Source organism: Pseudoduganella sp. SL102 (genome assembly GCF_027856995.1).
In the GTDB taxonomy this organism is placed as follows: domain Bacteria; phylum Pseudomonadota; class Gammaproteobacteria; order Burkholderiales; family Burkholderiaceae_D; genus Rugamonas; species Rugamonas albidiflava.
Genome location: NZ_CP115554.1, coordinates 3,608,583 through 3,625,013 on the forward strand (window position 1 = coordinate 3,608,583; position 16,431 = coordinate 3,625,013).

Annotated in this window: 10 protein-coding genes; 3 read left to right on the forward strand and 7 right to left on the reverse strand. The window is 67.4% G+C overall.

The window, feature by feature from the left end; all coding sequences use genetic code 11:
- Positions 1-46: 46 nt before the first annotated feature.
- On the reverse strand, positions 47-757 hold the full coding sequence (locus OU994_RS15335) for a PEP-CTERM sorting domain-containing protein (protein WP_281611474.1): 711 nt from the start codon (positions 755-757) through the stop codon (positions 47-49).
- Positions 758-847: 90 nt separating this feature from the next.
- Entirely contained in the window at positions 848-4,558 is a 3,711-nt protein-coding gene (locus tag OU994_RS15340) for an SdrD B-like domain-containing protein (RefSeq protein WP_281611475.1), read from the reverse strand.
- Between the two features lie 356 nt (positions 4,559-4,914).
- On the opposite strand from OU994_RS15340, the gene OU994_RS15345 reads away from it, so the two are divergent.
- A complete protein-coding gene (locus tag OU994_RS15345) occupies positions 4,915-5,472 on the forward strand; it encodes a hypothetical protein (RefSeq protein WP_281611476.1) in 558 nt (185 codons plus the stop codon).
- Positions 5,473-5,790: 318 nt separating this feature from the next.
- Here the strand turns inward: OU994_RS15345 and ppk2 are convergent, their stop codons facing one another.
- The 5 genes from ppk2 to OU994_RS15370 all read right to left on the reverse strand — a co-directional run bounded on the left by ppk2 (position 5,791) and on the right by OU994_RS15370 (position 12,457).
- The gene (ppk2, locus tag OU994_RS15350) at positions 5,791-6,711 is read right to left on the reverse strand and encodes a polyphosphate kinase 2 (protein ID WP_281611477.1); all 921 of its coding nucleotides are present in this window, start codon (positions 6,709-6,711) and stop codon (positions 5,791-5,793) included.
- Positions 6,712-6,755: 44 nt separating this feature from the next.
- Positions 6,756-8,945: an MFS transporter gene (locus tag OU994_RS15355; RefSeq protein WP_281611478.1), complete on the reverse strand. Its 2,190-nt coding sequence runs from the start codon at positions 8,943-8,945 to the stop codon at positions 6,756-6,758.
- 92 nt (positions 8,946-9,037) lie between these two features.
- Positions 9,038-10,360, reverse strand: coding sequence for an ABC transporter substrate-binding protein (locus OU994_RS15360; protein ID WP_281611479.1), 1,323 nt, complete (start codon positions 10,358-10,360; stop codon positions 9,038-9,040).
- Positions 10,357-11,766, reverse strand: coding sequence for a sensor histidine kinase (locus tag OU994_RS15365; protein ID WP_281611480.1), 1,410 nt, complete (start codon positions 11,764-11,766; stop codon positions 10,357-10,359). The genes OU994_RS15360 and OU994_RS15365 overlap by 4 nt, the downstream gene beginning before the upstream one ends.
- Position 11,767: 1 nt before the next feature.
- Entirely contained in the window at positions 11,768-12,457 is a 690-nt protein-coding gene (locus tag OU994_RS15370) for a response regulator transcription factor (protein WP_131146132.1), read from the reverse strand.
- Positions 12,458-12,727: 270 nt separating this feature from the next.
- On the opposite strand from OU994_RS15370, the gene OU994_RS15375 reads away from it, so the two are divergent.
- Together OU994_RS15375 and OU994_RS15380 are read left to right on the forward strand one after the other, a co-directional pair.
- Entirely contained in the window at positions 12,728-13,594 is an 867-nt protein-coding gene (locus tag OU994_RS15375) for a DeoR/GlpR family DNA-binding transcription regulator (RefSeq protein WP_281611481.1), read from the forward strand.
- A gap of 135 nt (positions 13,595-13,729) precedes the next feature.
- Complete coding sequence (locus OU994_RS15380) at positions 13,730-16,420, forward strand: TonB-dependent siderophore receptor (protein WP_281611482.1); 2,691 nt, start codon at positions 13,730-13,732, stop codon at positions 16,418-16,420.
- Positions 16,421-16,431 lie beyond the last annotated feature (11 nt).

The following is a 16,431-nucleotide window of genomic DNA, read 5'->3' on the forward strand; positions in this document are numbered from 1 at the left end:
GCGCCCGTTTTTTCATGTCCCGCGGCGGGGAGGCAGCGCTCGGCGCTTAACGCTTGGCGCGGCGGCGCGAGGTCAGGCCGATCAGCGCCAGGCCCAGGCCCATCATGGCAACCGTGGTGGGTTCCGGCACGGCCGAAACGGTGGCCGACACGAAGTCCTGGTTGGCGCCGCGGTAGACCGTGTAGTCGTACTTGGTGATGTAGTCCTTGCCCGAGGCGACGTCGGCGAGCATGGCGTTGGCACGTGCCACGACCGTGCCGGCACCGGCATACAGTCCGGTCGTGTCGGCGTTGCTGCCGCCTTCCAGGACCGCCAGCTTGCCATTCTGGGTGACGCTCAGGGTGCCGTCGTCGTTGTACAGCTCCCACAGGGCCAGCTGGAAGCTCAGGCTTTCCTTGCCGCCGCCGGCGGCGCTGGCCGAACCGTAGAACAGGCCGTACAGGCGGTCGATGCTGGCACCGTTCCTGTCGAAGCTGAAGTCGCCGAACTCGGTGTAGCTCTGCTTGCTGGTCTTCATGTCGACGCCCGGCTCGATGCACAGCGCGAGGAAATGTTCGCCTTCCTTGGTGGAGACGTCCCAGGTTTGCAGGTTGACGCGGCCTGCCGTGCCGTTCCAGTTCTGCGTGTAGTAGGTCGTCTGCTTGGCGTTGGTCTTGATCATGGCTTCGACGGGCGTGCCGATCAGGGCGGCGGAAGCCGGCGACAGCATGGCGGCGCCCAGGGCCAGGGCGGACAGTTTCAGAGCGATGTTCTTCATGTTGTTTTCCAGTTTATTGTTGTGTTTATTGTTGGGTTAGCGCCGGCACTGCCGGCGCAACGTTTCATCTGTCAGTGTCGAGCGCCGCTATCAGGCGAAGGCGATGGGCTGCCCGACCAGTTCGGCCATGTTGGCCGCGTCGATGCCGGCAGCTGCCGCATCGGCTGCCGCGACGTTGAAGTACACGTCCGTCATCGACACTTCCTGGCCGTTGACGACCGCGCTGCTGCGCTCCAGGTGCAGGTTGCCATTGGCATCCAGGAACGGCAGTTCTTCGAAGGCCACGGCCAGCGACGTCACGCCGGCCTGCGCCAGCGAAATCAGCTCGCCGCCGTCGGTGATGCCGTTGCTGTTGGCGTCCTGCCACAGCGTCAGCGCCGCGAACTGCGCGTCGCCCGCCGTTACGAAGCCGTCGCCGTTGCTGTCGAACGACGCCAGCTTGGCGAAGCCGCTGCCCTTGCTGGCGCCGCCGAACAACTCGGCGATGCCGTCGATGCTGCCGTTGCCGTTCGCGTCGATCGCCAGGAAGGCGTCGCCGGCGGACAGCCAGCCCGACTGGATCGCGGTGCCGGTGCCCAGCAGGTCGAAGCTGCCGGTGAAGTCGGCGCGGGCGATCGTGTGGATGCCATTGCCGTCCAGGTCGATGGCGATCGGCGTGATCGCCGCATCCCAGCTCATGTCGTTCTCGCCGGAGTACAGGAACGTGGCATCGGTTTGCGTCAGGCCGACCTTGCTGGTGGCGTCGCCCTTGACGTCGCTGTCGACATGGTCGTTGGAACCGGTGTTCTTCGCGCCCCACTTCCAGTCGTTCATTGCGTAGGTCAGGCCCTTCGCGTCGGTGAACTTGACGTCGGTCTTGTCGAACTTGAGGTAGTAGCTGCCCGGATCGAGGTTGCTGAACAGGTAGCTGCCCTTGCTGTCGGTGGTGGTGGTCGACAGCAGCTTGTTGCTGGTGGCGTCGAACAGCATGACCTTGATCTTGCCGATGCCTTCCTCGCCGCGGTCCTGCACGCCGTTGTGGTTCGCATCGCGCCACACCTTGTCGCCGATGCTGGCCTTGCGGTACAGGCCCGCGTCCACGTCGGTCTTCTGCTGGCCGGCGGCCAGCTTGAACACGCCGCTCGACGCGATGGTCGACGAGCCGGCGAGGTTGGCGAAATCGGAGTCGGTGGCATCCGAACCCACGTTGGCCTTGGTCGTATGGTAACCACCGGGGCGCGTCACTTCCACGCTGTAGGAACCGGCGGCCAGCTTGTTGAACGCATAGCTGCCGTCGGCCGCGGTGACCGTGGTCGCCTTCAGCTTGTGGTTCGCGTCGTACAGCTTGACGGTCACGCCGCCGATGCCGCACTCGTTCTTGTCCTGCACGCCATCGAAATCGCTGTCTTCCCACACGGTGCTGCGGATGCTGGTCTGCGTCAGGCCGGCATCGAGCGATTTCACCGCCTGGCCCGCGCCGACCGTGACGCTGCCCAGGTAACCCTTGGCATCGGCATTGCTGTCGTAGCCGGCGTCGGTGGCGTACTGCTTGGTGATGCCGTAGCCATCCGGCGTCTTCATGCTGACGCTGTAGGTACCGGCGGCCACGTTGAAGTTGTAGTAGCCGTTCGAATCGGTCGTGGTGGTGGCCACCACGTCGCCCTTGGCGTTCTTCAGCGTCATCAGCACGTTGCCCACGCCGCATTCGCCACTGTCCTGGATGCCATCGGCATCGGTGTCCAGCCAGACCCGGTTGCCGATCGAGGCCATCTGCGCGACACCGGCATCGATGCTCGTGTTGTTCTCGCCGGAAGCCAGCGTCACCTGCTGCGACAGGCCCTTGGCATCGATGTCCGAGTCGAGCGCATCGTTGCCGCCGGCATTCTGCTTCGTGACCGTGTAGCCGGCGGGCAGGGCCGACGTGTCGAACTGCACGCTGTAGGTGCCCGGCTTCAGGCCGGTGAAGGCGTAGCTGCCGCTGGCGTTCGTGACGGTGCTGGACAGGGCCTTGCCGGCCGCGTCGAGCAGCGTGACTTTCGCGCCCTGGATACCGCTTTCGCCCGCGTCCTGGATGCCGTCGCCGTCGCAGTCATACCAGACCTTGTTGCCCAGCGATGCGCCGCGGTACAGGCCTGCGTCGGCCGGATCGACCGTGGCGTTGGCCTTGACGGCGAACGTCGCGGAAGCGCCGGCGGCGTTGACGTCGCTGTCGATGGCATCGTTGGCGCCGACATTCTGGCCCGTGAACGCGTAGCCGGCCGGCTTGGCCACCTGTACCGAATAGTTGCCGACCGCGGTCGTGAACGCGTAGTTGCCTTGCTCATCGGTCGTGGTGGTGGCCACGGTGTTGCCCCTGGCGTCGACCAGCGACACGCTGGCGCCGGCGATGCCGGTCTCGCCGCTGTCGCGCACGCCGTTGGCGTTGGCATCTTCCCACACGGTGCTGGCGATGCTGCCCAGCTGCAGGTTGGCCGGTGCCTCGAACACGGCGTCCTGGCCGGACGACAGCGTCACTTGCGCGGTACTGCCATTGCCGGAGGCGAACGTCACGCCTTCCGGCAGGGTGGCGGCATCGAACTGCAGGCTGTAGGTGCCCGGCTTCAGGTCGCCGAACTTGTAGTGGCCGCCCGCGTCGGTGGAGGCGGTGGCGACCACCTTGCCGTCCGCGTCGAGCAGGGATACGGCCACGTTGGCGATGCCGCTTTCGTCCGCGTCGAGCTTGCCGTCGCCATCGGTGTCGTTCCACACGGTGCTGGACACGCTGGCGTAGCGGTACAGGCCCGCATCGGCGCTGTCGTAGACATCGCCCTTGGCCACGGCGATGGCGTCGGTCAGGCCGCTGGCATCGATGTCGCTGTCGACCGCGCCATCGCTGCCCACGCCCTTGTCGGTGGCCACGTAGCCCTTCGGCGCGGTGACGGCCACGATGTAGCTGCCGGCGCCGATCTCGAACTTGTACTGGCCGTCGGCGTCGGTGGTGGTGGTCTGGATCACGTTGCCGTCGGCATCGCGCAGCGCCACGGTCGCGTTGGCGATGCCCGCTTCGCCGGCGTCCTGCAGGCCGTTGCCGTTATTGTCTTCCCACACCGTGTCGCCGATCGTTGCCAGCGTGGGCGCGCCCGTTCCCGGACCGGCCGGCATCGGCACCTTGAACGACAGGTAGTTGGTGTCGACGCTGGTGTCCTGCGCGCCGGTGCCCGTGGTGCCGCCGTTGTCGCGCACATGGAAGCCCATTTCGACGATGCCGCCGGTGGTGTCGCTCGGTACGAAGGTCAGCTTGCCGGCCGCGATATCGGCGGCGGCAATTTCGCTGCCCGCCGCGACGGCATCGCCATTCAGCAGGATCGTGCCGGCTGCCGGCAGCGATTCGATGATCACCGACTGGAAGCCATGGCCTTCGACGGCATCGGCGAAGCCGAAATCGGCGGCGGCCAGCACGACCGGGGTGCGGTCGACCAGGTCGAAATCGCGGTCGGCGCCGGTCGGCGCATCGTTGACGGGATCGATCACCACGCGCAATTCGACCGACACGTAGTTGCCGTACTCGCCGTCTTCCACCAGGAACTGGTAAGTGGCGAACTGGCCGTTGTAGTCCTTTTGCCAGGCGCCCGGGCGGATGTACAGGTGTTCGCCATCGGCCAGGCCCAGCAGGGGCGTATCGCCCTGGATGTACTCGCCGTTCGGCAGCTGCGTTTCAAAACCTTCGACAGTCAGTGCCGCGTCGGTCACGTACCCGGCTTGCGCCATGATGTCGCGCAGCGACAGGGTGGCGGACGTGTCTTCATCGACGTGGACGGTGGTGGTCAGTGCTAAATCGCTCATGCGGTGTGTCAGCTCCAATGTCCGGCCCCGCGCAGGTGGAGGCGGTAGCGGACGGGGTTGCCCTGGGACGCGGTACAGGTATTGGGTACAGCCTCTGCCGGGAGGTATAGCACGATCGGCCGTTTTGATGCCTATCAGCTATTTGTGTTGTTCATTGTATAGCATTTTGCGCTATTCGGTAACCATAGTAAATAAATGTTTAGTAGTTGTAATGGAAGTTTCATTCGTTATATTAAAAACTGTTGTAATTCGGGCGTCCTGGACAAGAACCGCCCATGATCCGGTGCTGTCTTGACGGAAAGTCATCGGCCAGTCATCATGCGAGCCCTGTCCACTCGTCCTGGTTGAACCACCACATGGCACTGCTTACCGTTACCGAAGCCGCCCGCCTGGCGCGCCGCAGCCGCGCTTCCATCTACCGCGACATCGAGAAGGGCCGGCTGGACAAGGTATTCACGGCCGACGGCGCGCTGAAGATCGATTCGGCCGCGCTGGCGCGTGCCTACGGGGAGATCGGCCGCCGCGAAGAACCGGGGGCACCGGGCGCATCGCCGGCCGCGACCGACAAGGCGATCCAGGCCGTGCTGCGCCAGGTCGACGGCGCGAAAGTGGAGGAGCAGGGCGAAGGCGGGGCGGTCCTGGAAGTGGCCGTGCTGCGCGAGCGGCTGGCCGCCTGCGAGCACCGCATCGCGCTGCTGGAACGGATCGCCCAGCTGGAAAAGGCCGCGCGCCAGGCAGCCGACGTGACGTGGCGGCAGCGGGTGCAGGGCAAGGATGAAGTGATCAATGCGTTGACGCTGGCGCTGGCCCGGCCGGAGCCGCAACCGTTGCCGCAGGCGCCGGCCCGTCCGCGCGACGACGCATGGCCGACCTGGCGGCATGCGCCGGGCGGCGAGAAGCGGGCGATCAATTGAGCAGATAAAGGTCTGCCGTGGCATGCCATTAGCGCATGCACCACACCCGGCAGCGAACTGCTGGGGTCAGGAGGGAGTCCTGGCATGCATGCCAGGACCGTTGCGCAGGCGCGAAGCATGCTTCGCGAAACCCCTGCTCCACCCCGGTGGGTATCCGACCCCGGGTCTTGCACTTGGGGTGGTACAAGCGCCAACAGGACCCGACCTGGTTTTCGCAGGACTTTCGACAACACGCGCAATAAAGCCGTACTGGCAGCTTCACGGTCGCCATTCGTTGCGGTTGTGCGGGCCAACGAGACAAGCCCGCGACAACTCCCGTCAATAAATCTCCGGCACCACGATCTCCTCCGGCACCGGACGCCGCACGTAGTCCTCGTGGTACTCGCGCTCCGGCAGCGCGATGGCCGGGCGTTCCACTTCCACGTACGGAATCTGCGCCAGCAGGTGGGCGATGCAGTTCAGCCGCGCCTTCTTCTTGTCCACGCCCTGCACGACCCACCACGGCGCCTCGGGGATGTGGGTCCGCTCCAGCATGATTTCCTTGGCTTTGGTGTATTCCTCCCAGCGGCGGCGCGATTCCAGGTCCATCGGCGACAGCTTCCACTGTTTCAGCGGATCGTGGATGCGGCTGAGGAAGCGGGCGTTCTGTTCCTCGTCCGAGATCGAGAACCAGTACTTGATCAGCTGGATGCCGGAACGGGCCAGCATGCGCTCGAACTCGGGCACGGTCTGGAAGAATTCCTCGTACTCCGCATCGGTGCAGAAGCCCATTACCCGTTCGACACCGGCGCGGTTGTACCAGCTGCGGTCGAACAGCACGATCTCGCCGGCGGCGGGCAGGTGGCAGACATAGCGCTGGAAATACCACTGCGTGCGTTCGCGGTCGTTCGGCGCGGGCAGGGCGACTATGCGGCAGACCCGGGGGTTCAGCCGCTGGGCGATGCGCTTGATCACGCCACCCTTGCCGGCCGCGTCGCGGCCCTCGAACAGGATCACCACGCGGTGGCCCGTGTGCACCACCCAGTCCTGCAGCTTCACCAGCTCGGCCTGCAGCCGGAACAGCTCGCGGAAATAGGCGCGGCGCGCATCCCTCTCCTCGTCGCTGCGGCCGCCCTGCGGCAGCAGCGTGTCGGGATCGAGATCGCGGTCGTCCAGTTCCAGTTCCAGCTCCTCGTCGTAGCTGTCGTCGATGTCGCGCTGCATCCGGTGGATGACGTCCTGCGGGTTGTTCTGCAACATGTGGTGCTCCGGCTACATGGGAAGATGGTGCCGCAGTCTACGGATCAAACGTGACAGGCCGATGACTCGCGGCGTTCGGCGACGATGTCGGCGGCGAAGATGCGCGCCGGGTCGAGCGTCGTCCTGTGCCCCAGGTCGCGACCGTGCTCGCGCAGCCATTGTTCGGCGGCAGCCACGCCAAGTCCATGCAGCTTTTCCAGGAAGCCCAGCTCGGAATTGAATTTGCTCGAGAATCCGTAGTCCATCAGCGTATCCAGCCCGCTGATCAGGTGCAGGCGCGTGGGCTCGGCGGCCATGCGCGCGGCCCGTTCCTCGTCGGCCAGGTGCTGTGTGTGATACAGCGAGCTGATTTCCCGCATGAAGGCGATATTGAAGGCGATTTCATTCGACCGGTTGGCGATGTCGGCCTGGCTGCGCGGCAGTTCGCCGCGTGCGATCGGGTTGATCTGCACGACGATCACGTCGCGCGCCGGCCGTTCGAGCAGCGGGAACAGTGGCGGGTTGGCGACATAACTGCCGTCCCAGTAGAGTTCCCCGTCGATTTCCACGCCGGCGAACACGGTCGGCAGGCAGGCCGAGGCGATCAGCCGCTGCACGTCGAGCTCCCTGCGCGTGAAGATCTTGCCGGTACCGGTGCGCACGTTGGTGGCGCCGATGAACAGTTCGAGCTCCTCGCAGCCGCGCACCCGCTCGAAGTTGATCATCGTCGCGATGAACTGCTTCAGGGGGTTGATGGTGACCGGCAGGTTCGTCACCGGGCCGATGATCGCCCCCATCATCTCCATCAGGTGATAGGCGGGCGTGTGCGCCATGTCCCACCGGCCGGTGAGACGGTCGACGGGCGAACGCTGCAATGGGCTCATCAGCGATACCTGGCCCAGGGTGGTCCAGAAGCGCCGCAGCGCGGCCTGTGCGCCGCGCCGGCCGCCGCCGAAGGCATGGCCATCGGCCGTGACCACGGCATTGATGGCACCGGCGCTGCTGCCGGTCAGTGAATCGATGACCAGGTGCTCTTCGTCGAGCAGCCGGTCCAGTACGCCCCAGGTAAAGGCGCCGTAGGTGCCGCCGCCCTGCAGGGCGAGGCTGACTGTTTTATTCGTGGTGATCAGCAATTGCATTCCCCTTCGAAGTGGCTGGGCCAAGGACGGCCCTTGCCGGTACTGTAGGGGGTTTCGCGAACCTTCGGCGCTACGGATCAGCCGGCGGTGGGCGCATTGCGCGCCGCCGGCACAGGAACCGTCAGGCTGGCTTCGGCGTATTGCGCTTGCCGGCGTGGACCAGCAGGATGGCCAGCCCGGCGATGGCGGCCGGAATGCCCAGGATCGGATCACGGCCGAGAAGCCCCAGCCCATCGACAGCAGCACGCCGCCCAGGAACGAGCCGAGGATGCTGCCGAAGCGGCCGATGCCCAGCATCCAGGACACCCCGGTGGCGCGCACCGCTGTCGGGTAGCAGGCCGGCGCGAAGGCCGTCATGCCGGTTTGCGCGCCATTCATGCAGAAGCCCGCCAGCATCACGAATGCGGTGAACATCGCCGAGTGGATGTCGCTGGCGGCCAGCGCCAGGATGAAGACCGCGCCGCCGCCATAGGCCAGCCCGATCACGCGGTTGGCGCGCCAGCGGTCCATGTAGAAGCCCACCACCAGCGCGCCGAGCGTTCCGCCCAGCTGGAACAGCGCGGTCAGGCTGGCGGCCCGCTCGATCGGCAGGCCGGCGTCGCGGATCAGCGTGGGCAGCCAGCCGCCCAGCAGGTAGATCACCAGCAGGCCCATGAAGTAGGTGGTCCACAGCGACAGTGTCATCGATTTGTAGGTGGGCGAGACCAGGGTGGCGACCGGGTGGCCGGTGGCGACGGGCGGTTCGCTGACATGGAAGCGCGCCGCGTCGGTGAACTCGCCGCCACAGACGCGGCGCAGCGTCTGCGCGATCTTCGCGGAACCCATCTTGCGCACCACCATGAAGCGCGCCGATTCCGGCAGCAGCCACACGTAGATGGGCAGGCACAGCAGGGGAATCGCGCCGCCCATCAGCAGCAGCGCGCGCCAGCCGTAGGAGGGCAGCAGTGCCGCCGCGGCAAAGCCGATCAGCGCCGAGCCCAGGTTGAAGCCGGTGAACATCACGGCCAGCAGCGTGCTGCGCGAGCGCTCCGGCACGTATTCGGACAGCAGGGTGGTGCAGCACGGCATGGCGGCACCCAGGCCCAGGCCCGTCAGGAAGCGCAGCAGGCCGAGCACGACGATATTGTCGGCGGCCGCGCTCAGCAGGTTGAAGATTTGGCGCCTGCCGGCAGGATTGACATTCCGCTACCGGAAAGGCCCGGCGAGCTTTAGCGGGCCGCGGGCACCCGCTGGCGAGTGGCCGCGGCAGGGGCAGGGAGAGAAGCAGGGGCGGCGGCAGCGGCCAGCCGCGCCATCGCTTCGCGCGCCGTCATGCGGTCCTGGTTCCAGAATTGCTGGACCACGTCCCACATCGGCGCCACCGTATGCGATGGCTGGGCCATGCCGTGCGCGAGGCTGGGCAGCAGCGTGCCCCGCTTCGCGCTGTGCTGGAAATCTTGCCGGGCGCGGCGGGCGCAGGCGTCGAAGCGCTCCAGCGGCACGTCGAGCCGGGCCGGGATCGACCCCTTGGCGAGGTTGAAGGCATGCTGGAAGTCGCGGCCCATCACGGCGCGCGCCAGGTCGCGCTGGGCGGCCTTTTTCTCCGCGCTGACATCGAACAGCACGATCGAATCGATGTCGAAGCTGAACGCCTCGCGCGAGCCGGGCGTGGCCGTGCACAGGATGTCGATGCCCGGGCGCTTGCCGGCCGCCAGGATCTCCGCCTTGGCCCAGTCGCCCATGATCAGCATGCCGGCGGCGCCGCGGTTCAGCATGGCTGTCGCCGCCACCCAGTCGCGCCCCATGTTGCGCTGGTCCGTGTACGACTTCAGGCGCTTGAAGGTTTCCAGCGTCTTTTCCATCGCCGGGCTGGTCAGCGCTGCGCGGTCCAGTTCGAGGAATGCCTTCTTGTAGAAGTCCACGCCGCCGACGCCGATCGCCACGCTCTCGAAGGTGCCCAGGTCCAGCCAGGACTGGCCGCCGTAGGCCACCGGCGTGATGCCGGTCTTGCGGATGGCGTCCGCGGCGGCGAAGAACTCGTCCCACGTGGCCGGCACTTTCGCGCCGGCCTTGCGCAGCACGTCGGCGTTGATCCACAGCCAGTTCACGCGGTGCACGTTGAGCGGCGCCGCCACGTAGTGGCCGCGGTACTTCATCGTGTCGCTGATGACCTGCGGCAGCAGCGCATTCCAGCGCTCGGCGCCGGCCACGTCGTCCAGGCCGGACAGCTTGCCCTTGCGCGCCCATTCCTGGATCGCCACGCCCTTGATCTGGGCGGCGGTGGGCGGGTTGCCGGAACGCACGCGCGAATCGAGCATCAGCACGGCCAGCCCGCCGCCGCCATCGGCGATGGCGAAATCCTTCCATGTGTGGCCGTTCGCGCGCAGCGTCGCCTTCAGCTGCGCGACGGCCTGGGCCTCGCCGCCGCTGGCCCAGAAATGCAGCACTTCCACTTCGCCGGCCCGGGCGGGGCAGGCAAGGGCGGCGTGCAGCAGGGCGAGCGCGGCGGCTGCGCGGCGCGCCCGTCGCCCGCGTGGCGGCAGGGCGCTCATGGCTGCGGCTCGCGCGGCAACCGGATCGTCACGCGCAGGCCATGCGGTTCGGCGTCGCCCAGCGTCACGCTGCCCTGGTGCCGTTCGATGATCTCGCGCACGATCGCCAGGCCCAGGCCGCAGCCGTCGCCGCCTTCGGTGGCGCGCACGAAGCGCTCGAGCACGCGTTCGCGGTCGGCGGCGGGGATGCCGGGGCCATTGTCGTCGACGACGATGACCGCGCCGGCGCCGTCTTCCTTCACGCGCAGGGTGACTTCGGCGCCGCGCCCGGCGTAGCGGATGGCGTTGTCGACCAGGTTGGAAAGCGCTTCGCGCAGCAGCGCGGCATTGGCGAGGATGGGGATCTCGCCGGCGGGCGCGTCCACGCCCAGGTCCACACCGGAACGCAGCGCGCGCGGCACCAGGTGCGCCGCCACCTCGCGCACGAAGCGGTGCAGGTCGAAGCGGCTCCGTTCCAGGACCGCCGCCGCGCCCGGCTCGGCGCGGGCCAGCGTCAGCAGCTGGGCCACCAGGTGCGCGCTGCGCGTGGCACTCTGGTGCACCATGTCCAGCCGGGTGCGCTGGGCCTCGTCGCTGGCTGCTTCCAGCGCCAGTTTCGTCTGGCTTTTCAGGCCGGCCAGCGGCGTGCGCAACTGGTGCGCCGCATCGGCGATGAAGCGCTGCTGCGCCCCCACGTGGTGGCGCACCGATGCCAGCAGATCGTTCAGCTCGCCGGCCAGCGAGCGCAATTCGCTGGGCGCCAGGTCCAGCTTGAGCGGTGTCAGGTCGCCCGGCGCGCGGCTTTCCACCTCGCGGCGCAGGCGTGCCAGCGGCGCCAGCCCGGCGCGGATGCCGGCCCACACGATCACGCTCATCAGCAGCACCAGGCCGGACAGCGGCAGCAGCGTGTCGGCCAGGAGCGCGCGGGCCAGCTCTTCGCGGTTGGCGCTGCTGCGCGCGACCTGCACCAGCATGGTCTGCTGCGGCGCACTGATGTCGCCGAACGCCACGTACAGCGCGGCGATGCGCATCTGCTTCGGCGTGCCGCTGGGATCGGGCTGCGGCACCACTTCGCCATCGTAGAAATAGGGGGTGTCGAGCTTGCGCTCGATGCGGGCCGGCGGCGCCGGCAGGTTTTCGTTGCCCAGGATGAAGTGGCCGGGCGGCGTGCTCACCGTATACATCAGCGGATCGTTCGGATCGGCTTCCAGCACGTCCTGCGCGGCGCGCGGGAAGTCGATCAGCAAGCCCTGTTCGATGGGCTTCACCTGCCGCAGCAGCGCGCGCGACGCCTGGGCCAGGCCGGCATCGATCGCCCGGTTCGCATACGTGGCGGCCAACCGGTAAGTCAGGAAGCCGCCCGCCACCCACAGCACCAGCTGCGGCAGCAGCAGCCAGAGCAGGAGTTTGCGGTGCAGCGAGACCATCTCAGGCGCGCGCCGCGCGGCTGTCCGCCTCGAGCAGGTAGCCCAGTCCGCGCACCGTGCGGATATCCAGGCCGGACCCTTCCAGCCGGCGCCGCAGGCGGTGGATGTACACCTCGATGGCGTTGCCGGCGCCGGTGCCGGCGCTGTCGCTGGCCCAGCTTTCGTTGATCTGTTCCTTGGTCACCACATTGTCGCGGTTGACCAGCAGCAGTTCCAGCAGCGACCACTCGCGCGGGCTGAGTTCGATCGGCTCGCCCGCGATCGTGGCGCGCCGGGTGCGCAGGTCGAAATGCAGCTTGCCGAAACCCAGCTCCGAGTTGCCGCTGCTCGCGCTGACCCGGCGCAGCAGCGCCCGCACGCGGGCATCGAGCTCGGGAAAGTCGAACGGCTTGGTCATGTAGTCGTCGGCCCCCGCGTCGAGCCCGGCCACGCGGCTCTCCAGCGCATCCTGCGCCGTCAGCACGATCACGGGCATCAGCTGGTTGGTGGCGCGCACGTGGCGCAGCACGGTGAGTCCGTCGACCATCGGCAAGCCGAGGTCGAGGATGGACAGGTCGAACGACTGCCGCTGCAGCAGGTATTCGGCCACCGGGCCGTTCGGCGCATGTTCGACCGTGTAGCCCATGCCACGCAGGTGCGCGCACAGGGCGTCGGCAAGGATCGGATCGTCTTCGGCAAGCAGGATATGCATGCAAAGAGTTTAACAATAAATGAATGAAACAGCCACCTGGAATGAAATGATCAATTTTCTGTAATGTTTCATTAAGAGGTTTACGCTTCATTAATGCTTGCGTATATTTGCTTACAGAACGTTAAGGTTGGTCGACGGACAAACAGCACGGGAGCAGGGATGGCATCGCGCTCCAGCCGCCGCCGATGCCGACAAAAACGTCAAGGCTCAAGGTTGACCAACGACATTCGCATATAACAGGCCGCCCGACGGCCGACCAAGGAGACTGCGATGGACCCGCGCTACCGCCACAAGCATCTGCTGCGCCTGCTCGCCGAGCATGGCGCCGCGCCCATCTCCCGGCTGGCCGGCTGGCTGGGGGTCTCGGCCGCCACCGTGCGCCGAGATATCCGCCTGCTCGATACTGCCGGCCAGTTGCGCCGCACCCACGGCGGGGCGCGCCGCGTCGATGCCGGCACGCCGCAGCCTGCATTGACACCGGGCGCGCCAGGCAGCAGCTTCACTGACACGGCGCGCGCCAACGCCGGCAGCAAGCGGGCCATCGCCCGGCGCGCCGCCGCGCTGTGCGCCGACGGCGACACGCTGCTGATCGGCGGCGGCACTACCACGTTCCAGCTGGCCGCCTTCCTGGCCGGGCGGCCGATGCGCATACTCACCAATTCCTTCGCCATCGCCCGCGAGCTGCTGGCCAGCGGCAGCGACGACGTGATCATCACCGGCGGCAAGGTGTATCCCGCGCAGGGCATCATCCTCAGCCCGTTCGATACGGAGGCCGTGCAGTACTGCTACGCGGACCGGCTGTTCATGGGCGCGCACTGCCTGTCGGCGCTGGGCGCGATGGAAGCCGACGCGCTGCTGATCCAGGCCGGCCGCCGGCTGATCCACCAGGCGCGCGACGTGGTGGTGCTGGCCGATGCGTCGAAATTCGACCGGCGCGGCGGCATGTTCCTGTGCGCGCTGGACCGCATCGCCCGGGTCATCACCGATACCGCCGCGCCGGACGCCGGCGTGCAGATGCTGGAGCGCGCCGGCGTGCAGGTCGACATCGTCGCGCCCGAGATGCCGCCCGGTCCGCGCGATGCCGCCTGCCTGCAAGCGGCGGCGCGCAGCTGGAACAGCGCCAGTCCGCCGCACTGAACCATCCCTGCAGCAAGCCCGATGCGCACGGCCCGCGCCGCCGCGCACGGCACTGCTGCGCCATGCAATCCGCCATTCAAGGCAACAAGCAGACCAACACCAGTTTCATACCAGATCAATTCAAGGAGACAGGCAATGCAAGCACACCCCATTCACCGCGTTCCCGGCATGCGCATGACGAGGATCGCGCTGGCGATCTGCGGCCTCGCGGGCGTCATCGGCGGCGCGGCGGCCCAGCAGGCCGTGCAGCCCGAGAACGTGGTGACCGTGACCGGCACCAGCATCCGCGGCGTGGCCGCGGTGGGCTCGGACGTGACCACGATCCGCCGCGAAGACATCGCCGCTACCGGCGCGACCACCTCCACCGAGCTGCTGCGCTCCGTGCCGGAGATGAACAACTTCAGCGCGTCGGGCATCAACAATGGCCAGAACCAGGCCAACTTCGTCGACCAGCCGGCCATCCACGGCATCGGCGTGGGCAACGGCGGCGGCGGGCTGACGCTGGTGCTGCTCGACGGCCACCGCCTGCCGGGTGCCGGCATCAACCAGACGGCACCGGACGCCGGCGCGATCCCCACGTCGATCCTCGAACGGGTCGAGGTCATGGCGGACGGCGGCTCGGCCATCTACGGGTCCGACGCGGTCGCCGGCGTCATCAACTTCGTGCCGCGCAAGAGCTTCGACGGTGCCGAGACAAAGGTCCGCTTCGGCAGCGCCGACGGTTACCGCACGAAGAACTTCAGCCACCTGGTCGGACACAAATGGGATGGCGGGCATGCGCTGGCCGCCATCGAACGCTCCGAAAATACCGCGCTCGACGGTTTCGCCCGCCCATACGCGGTAGCCGACCAGCGGCGCTGGGGCGGCGCCGACGCGCGCTCGACCAGCTGCACGCCGGGCACGGCCACAGTGGGCGGCGTGAACTATCCCATCGTGGCCGGCGGCCCGCTGGGTCCGGGCGCGGCCACGCGTTGCGAAACCAACCGGGGCAACGACCTGTATCCGGCGCAGCACCGTGACCAGGCCTACTTCAGCCTGCGCCAGGACGTGGGCGAGTCCACCGAGCTGTATGCGAGCTTCCTGTACTCGGGGCGCCGGCTCGATTCGCGGGTTTCCGGCAGCGGTGTCACCAGTGGCGGGCTGTCGCTCACCGTGCCGGCCAGCAGCCCGTTCTACCTGCCGCTGGCCGGTGCCGAAGCGGGGGCGCCGCAGTCGGTGACGTACAACCCGGCCGCGGACTTCGGCGCGGCGTTCACGAACCGCATCACCACCAGCACGCGCAGCCTGGTGGCGGGCGCCAACGTGCAACTGCCGAACGACTGGAGCGCCAAGGTCGAGTTCAACTACGGGATCGAGAAGGATGACGTCAACAACCATGGCATCAACCAGGCCCTGGCGATCAGCGCCGCAGCCAACGGCACGTTCAATCCGACCGGCATCGGCGCGCAGACCAGCGCCGGCGTGCTCTCGCAGATCGGCAATTTCGTCACCCGCTACAACGCGCGGCATACCCTGAAGGAAGCGCAGGTCAAGCTCGATGGCCCGCTGTTCCAGATGGGCGGCGGCAAGGCCCGCGCGGCGCTGGGCGCCGGCACTCGGCGCGAGGAAATGGAAGGCCTGACGTCGGCCGGTCCGGTCGGCGGCGACTTCACCGCCGCGCCGTACACGTCGATCGGGACCCGCGATGACGATTTCATCTTCGGCGAACTGTATTTCCCGGTGCTGGGCGAGGCGAACGGCATCCCCGGCGTCCGGAAGCTGGACCTGTCGGTCGCCGCGCGCCATGACCGCTACAGCGACGTGGGCAATACCACCAATCCCAAGGTGGGCGCCACCTGGACGGTTGCCGACGGCGCCAAGGTGCGATTCTCCGCCGGCCGCTCGTTCCACGCACCCAGCCTGGCCGACGCGCCGAGCGCGATCGACAGCCGCGCCATCCGTGCGGACTGCCTGCCCGGCCAGCACCTCGGCTGCAGCACTGCGGGGCCGTCCGACTACGCGGTGTGGCTGGCCGGCGGCAATAACCTGAAACCGGAGAAGGCCAACACCTACAGCATGGGCCTCGATCTCGGCCCCGAGCTGCTGGGCGGCTTCAAGGTGGGCCTGACCTATTTCCGCATCGACTACAAGGATGTGATCACGTTCCCCACCTTCGGACCGCTGTTCAATCCGATCGGCGCCTACGACCGGTACCGCACGCTGCGTCCCGCCGGCGCCACCGACGCGCAATGGCGTTCCACTGTCGAACCGCTGCTGGCCGGCCTGCGCCACGATGGCCTGATCTATCCGGACGTGGGCCTGCCGCTGGCGATCTACGACCTGCGCCGGCAGAACTTTGCCGACGAGACGATCCAGGGCATCGACTACAACGTCGAATACCGCCTTCGCAACAGTGCCGGCCAGTGGAACTTCGGGATCGCCGGTACGCGCATGCTCAAGTTCGACCAGAACGTGCCGGGCGTGGCGGAAACCATCGAGCTGCTGAACACGAACTACTCGGTGCGCGACAAGGTGCGGCTGCAGGCTGGCCTGGTACGCGGCGCTTTCAGTGCCGCCCTGTTCGCCAATCACGTCGGCAGCTACCGCAACACGGGCGTCACGCCGGTCCAGCGGGTGTCCAGCTTCAACACGGTGGATGGCCATTTCGCCTGGAACTTCAAGGACGGCGCCGTGCTGGGCAACACCACGCTGGCGATCGACGTGACCAACCTGTTCGACCGCAACCCGCCCGTGTTCTACACCGGCGGCTCGATCCTCGGCTTCGACGCCGCCGCCGCGAACCCGCTGGGCCGCGTGATTTCGGCCAGCCTGACCAAGCGCTGGTAAGCCCCCTGCAA

Excerpts from the sequence above, each read along its gene's own strand:
- ppk2 (WP_281611477.1), bottom strand. The coding sequence starts at position 6,711 with ATGTTGCAGAACAACCCGCAGGACGTCATCCACCGGATGCAGCGCGAC.
- OU994_RS15345 (WP_281611476.1), top strand. The coding sequence starts at position 4,915 with ATGGCACTGCTTACCGTTACCGAAGCCGCCCGCCTGGCGCGCCGCAGC.
- OU994_RS15375 (WP_281611481.1), top strand. The coding sequence starts at position 12,728 with ATGGACCCGCGCTACCGCCACAAGCATCTGCTGCGCCTGCTCGCCGAG.
- OU994_RS15370 (WP_131146132.1), bottom strand. The coding sequence starts at position 12,457 with ATGCATATCCTGCTTGCCGAAGACGATCCGATCCTTGCCGACGCCCTG.
- OU994_RS15340 (WP_281611475.1), bottom strand. The coding sequence starts at position 4,558 with ATGAGCGATTTAGCACTGACCACCACCGTCCACGTCGATGAAGACACG.
- OU994_RS15335 (WP_281611474.1), bottom strand. The coding sequence starts at position 757 with ATGAAGAACATCGCTCTGAAACTGTCCGCCCTGGCCCTGGGCGCCGCC.
- OU994_RS15380 (WP_281611482.1), top strand. The coding sequence starts at position 13,730 with ATGCAAGCACACCCCATTCACCGCGTTCCCGGCATGCGCATGACGAGG.
- OU994_RS15365 (WP_281611480.1), bottom strand. The coding sequence starts at position 11,766 with ATGGTCTCGCTGCACCGCAAACTCCTGCTCTGGCTGCTGCTGCCGCAG.
- OU994_RS15360 (WP_281611479.1), bottom strand. The coding sequence starts at position 10,360 with ATGAGCGCCCTGCCGCCACGCGGGCGACGGGCGCGCCGCGCAGCCGCC.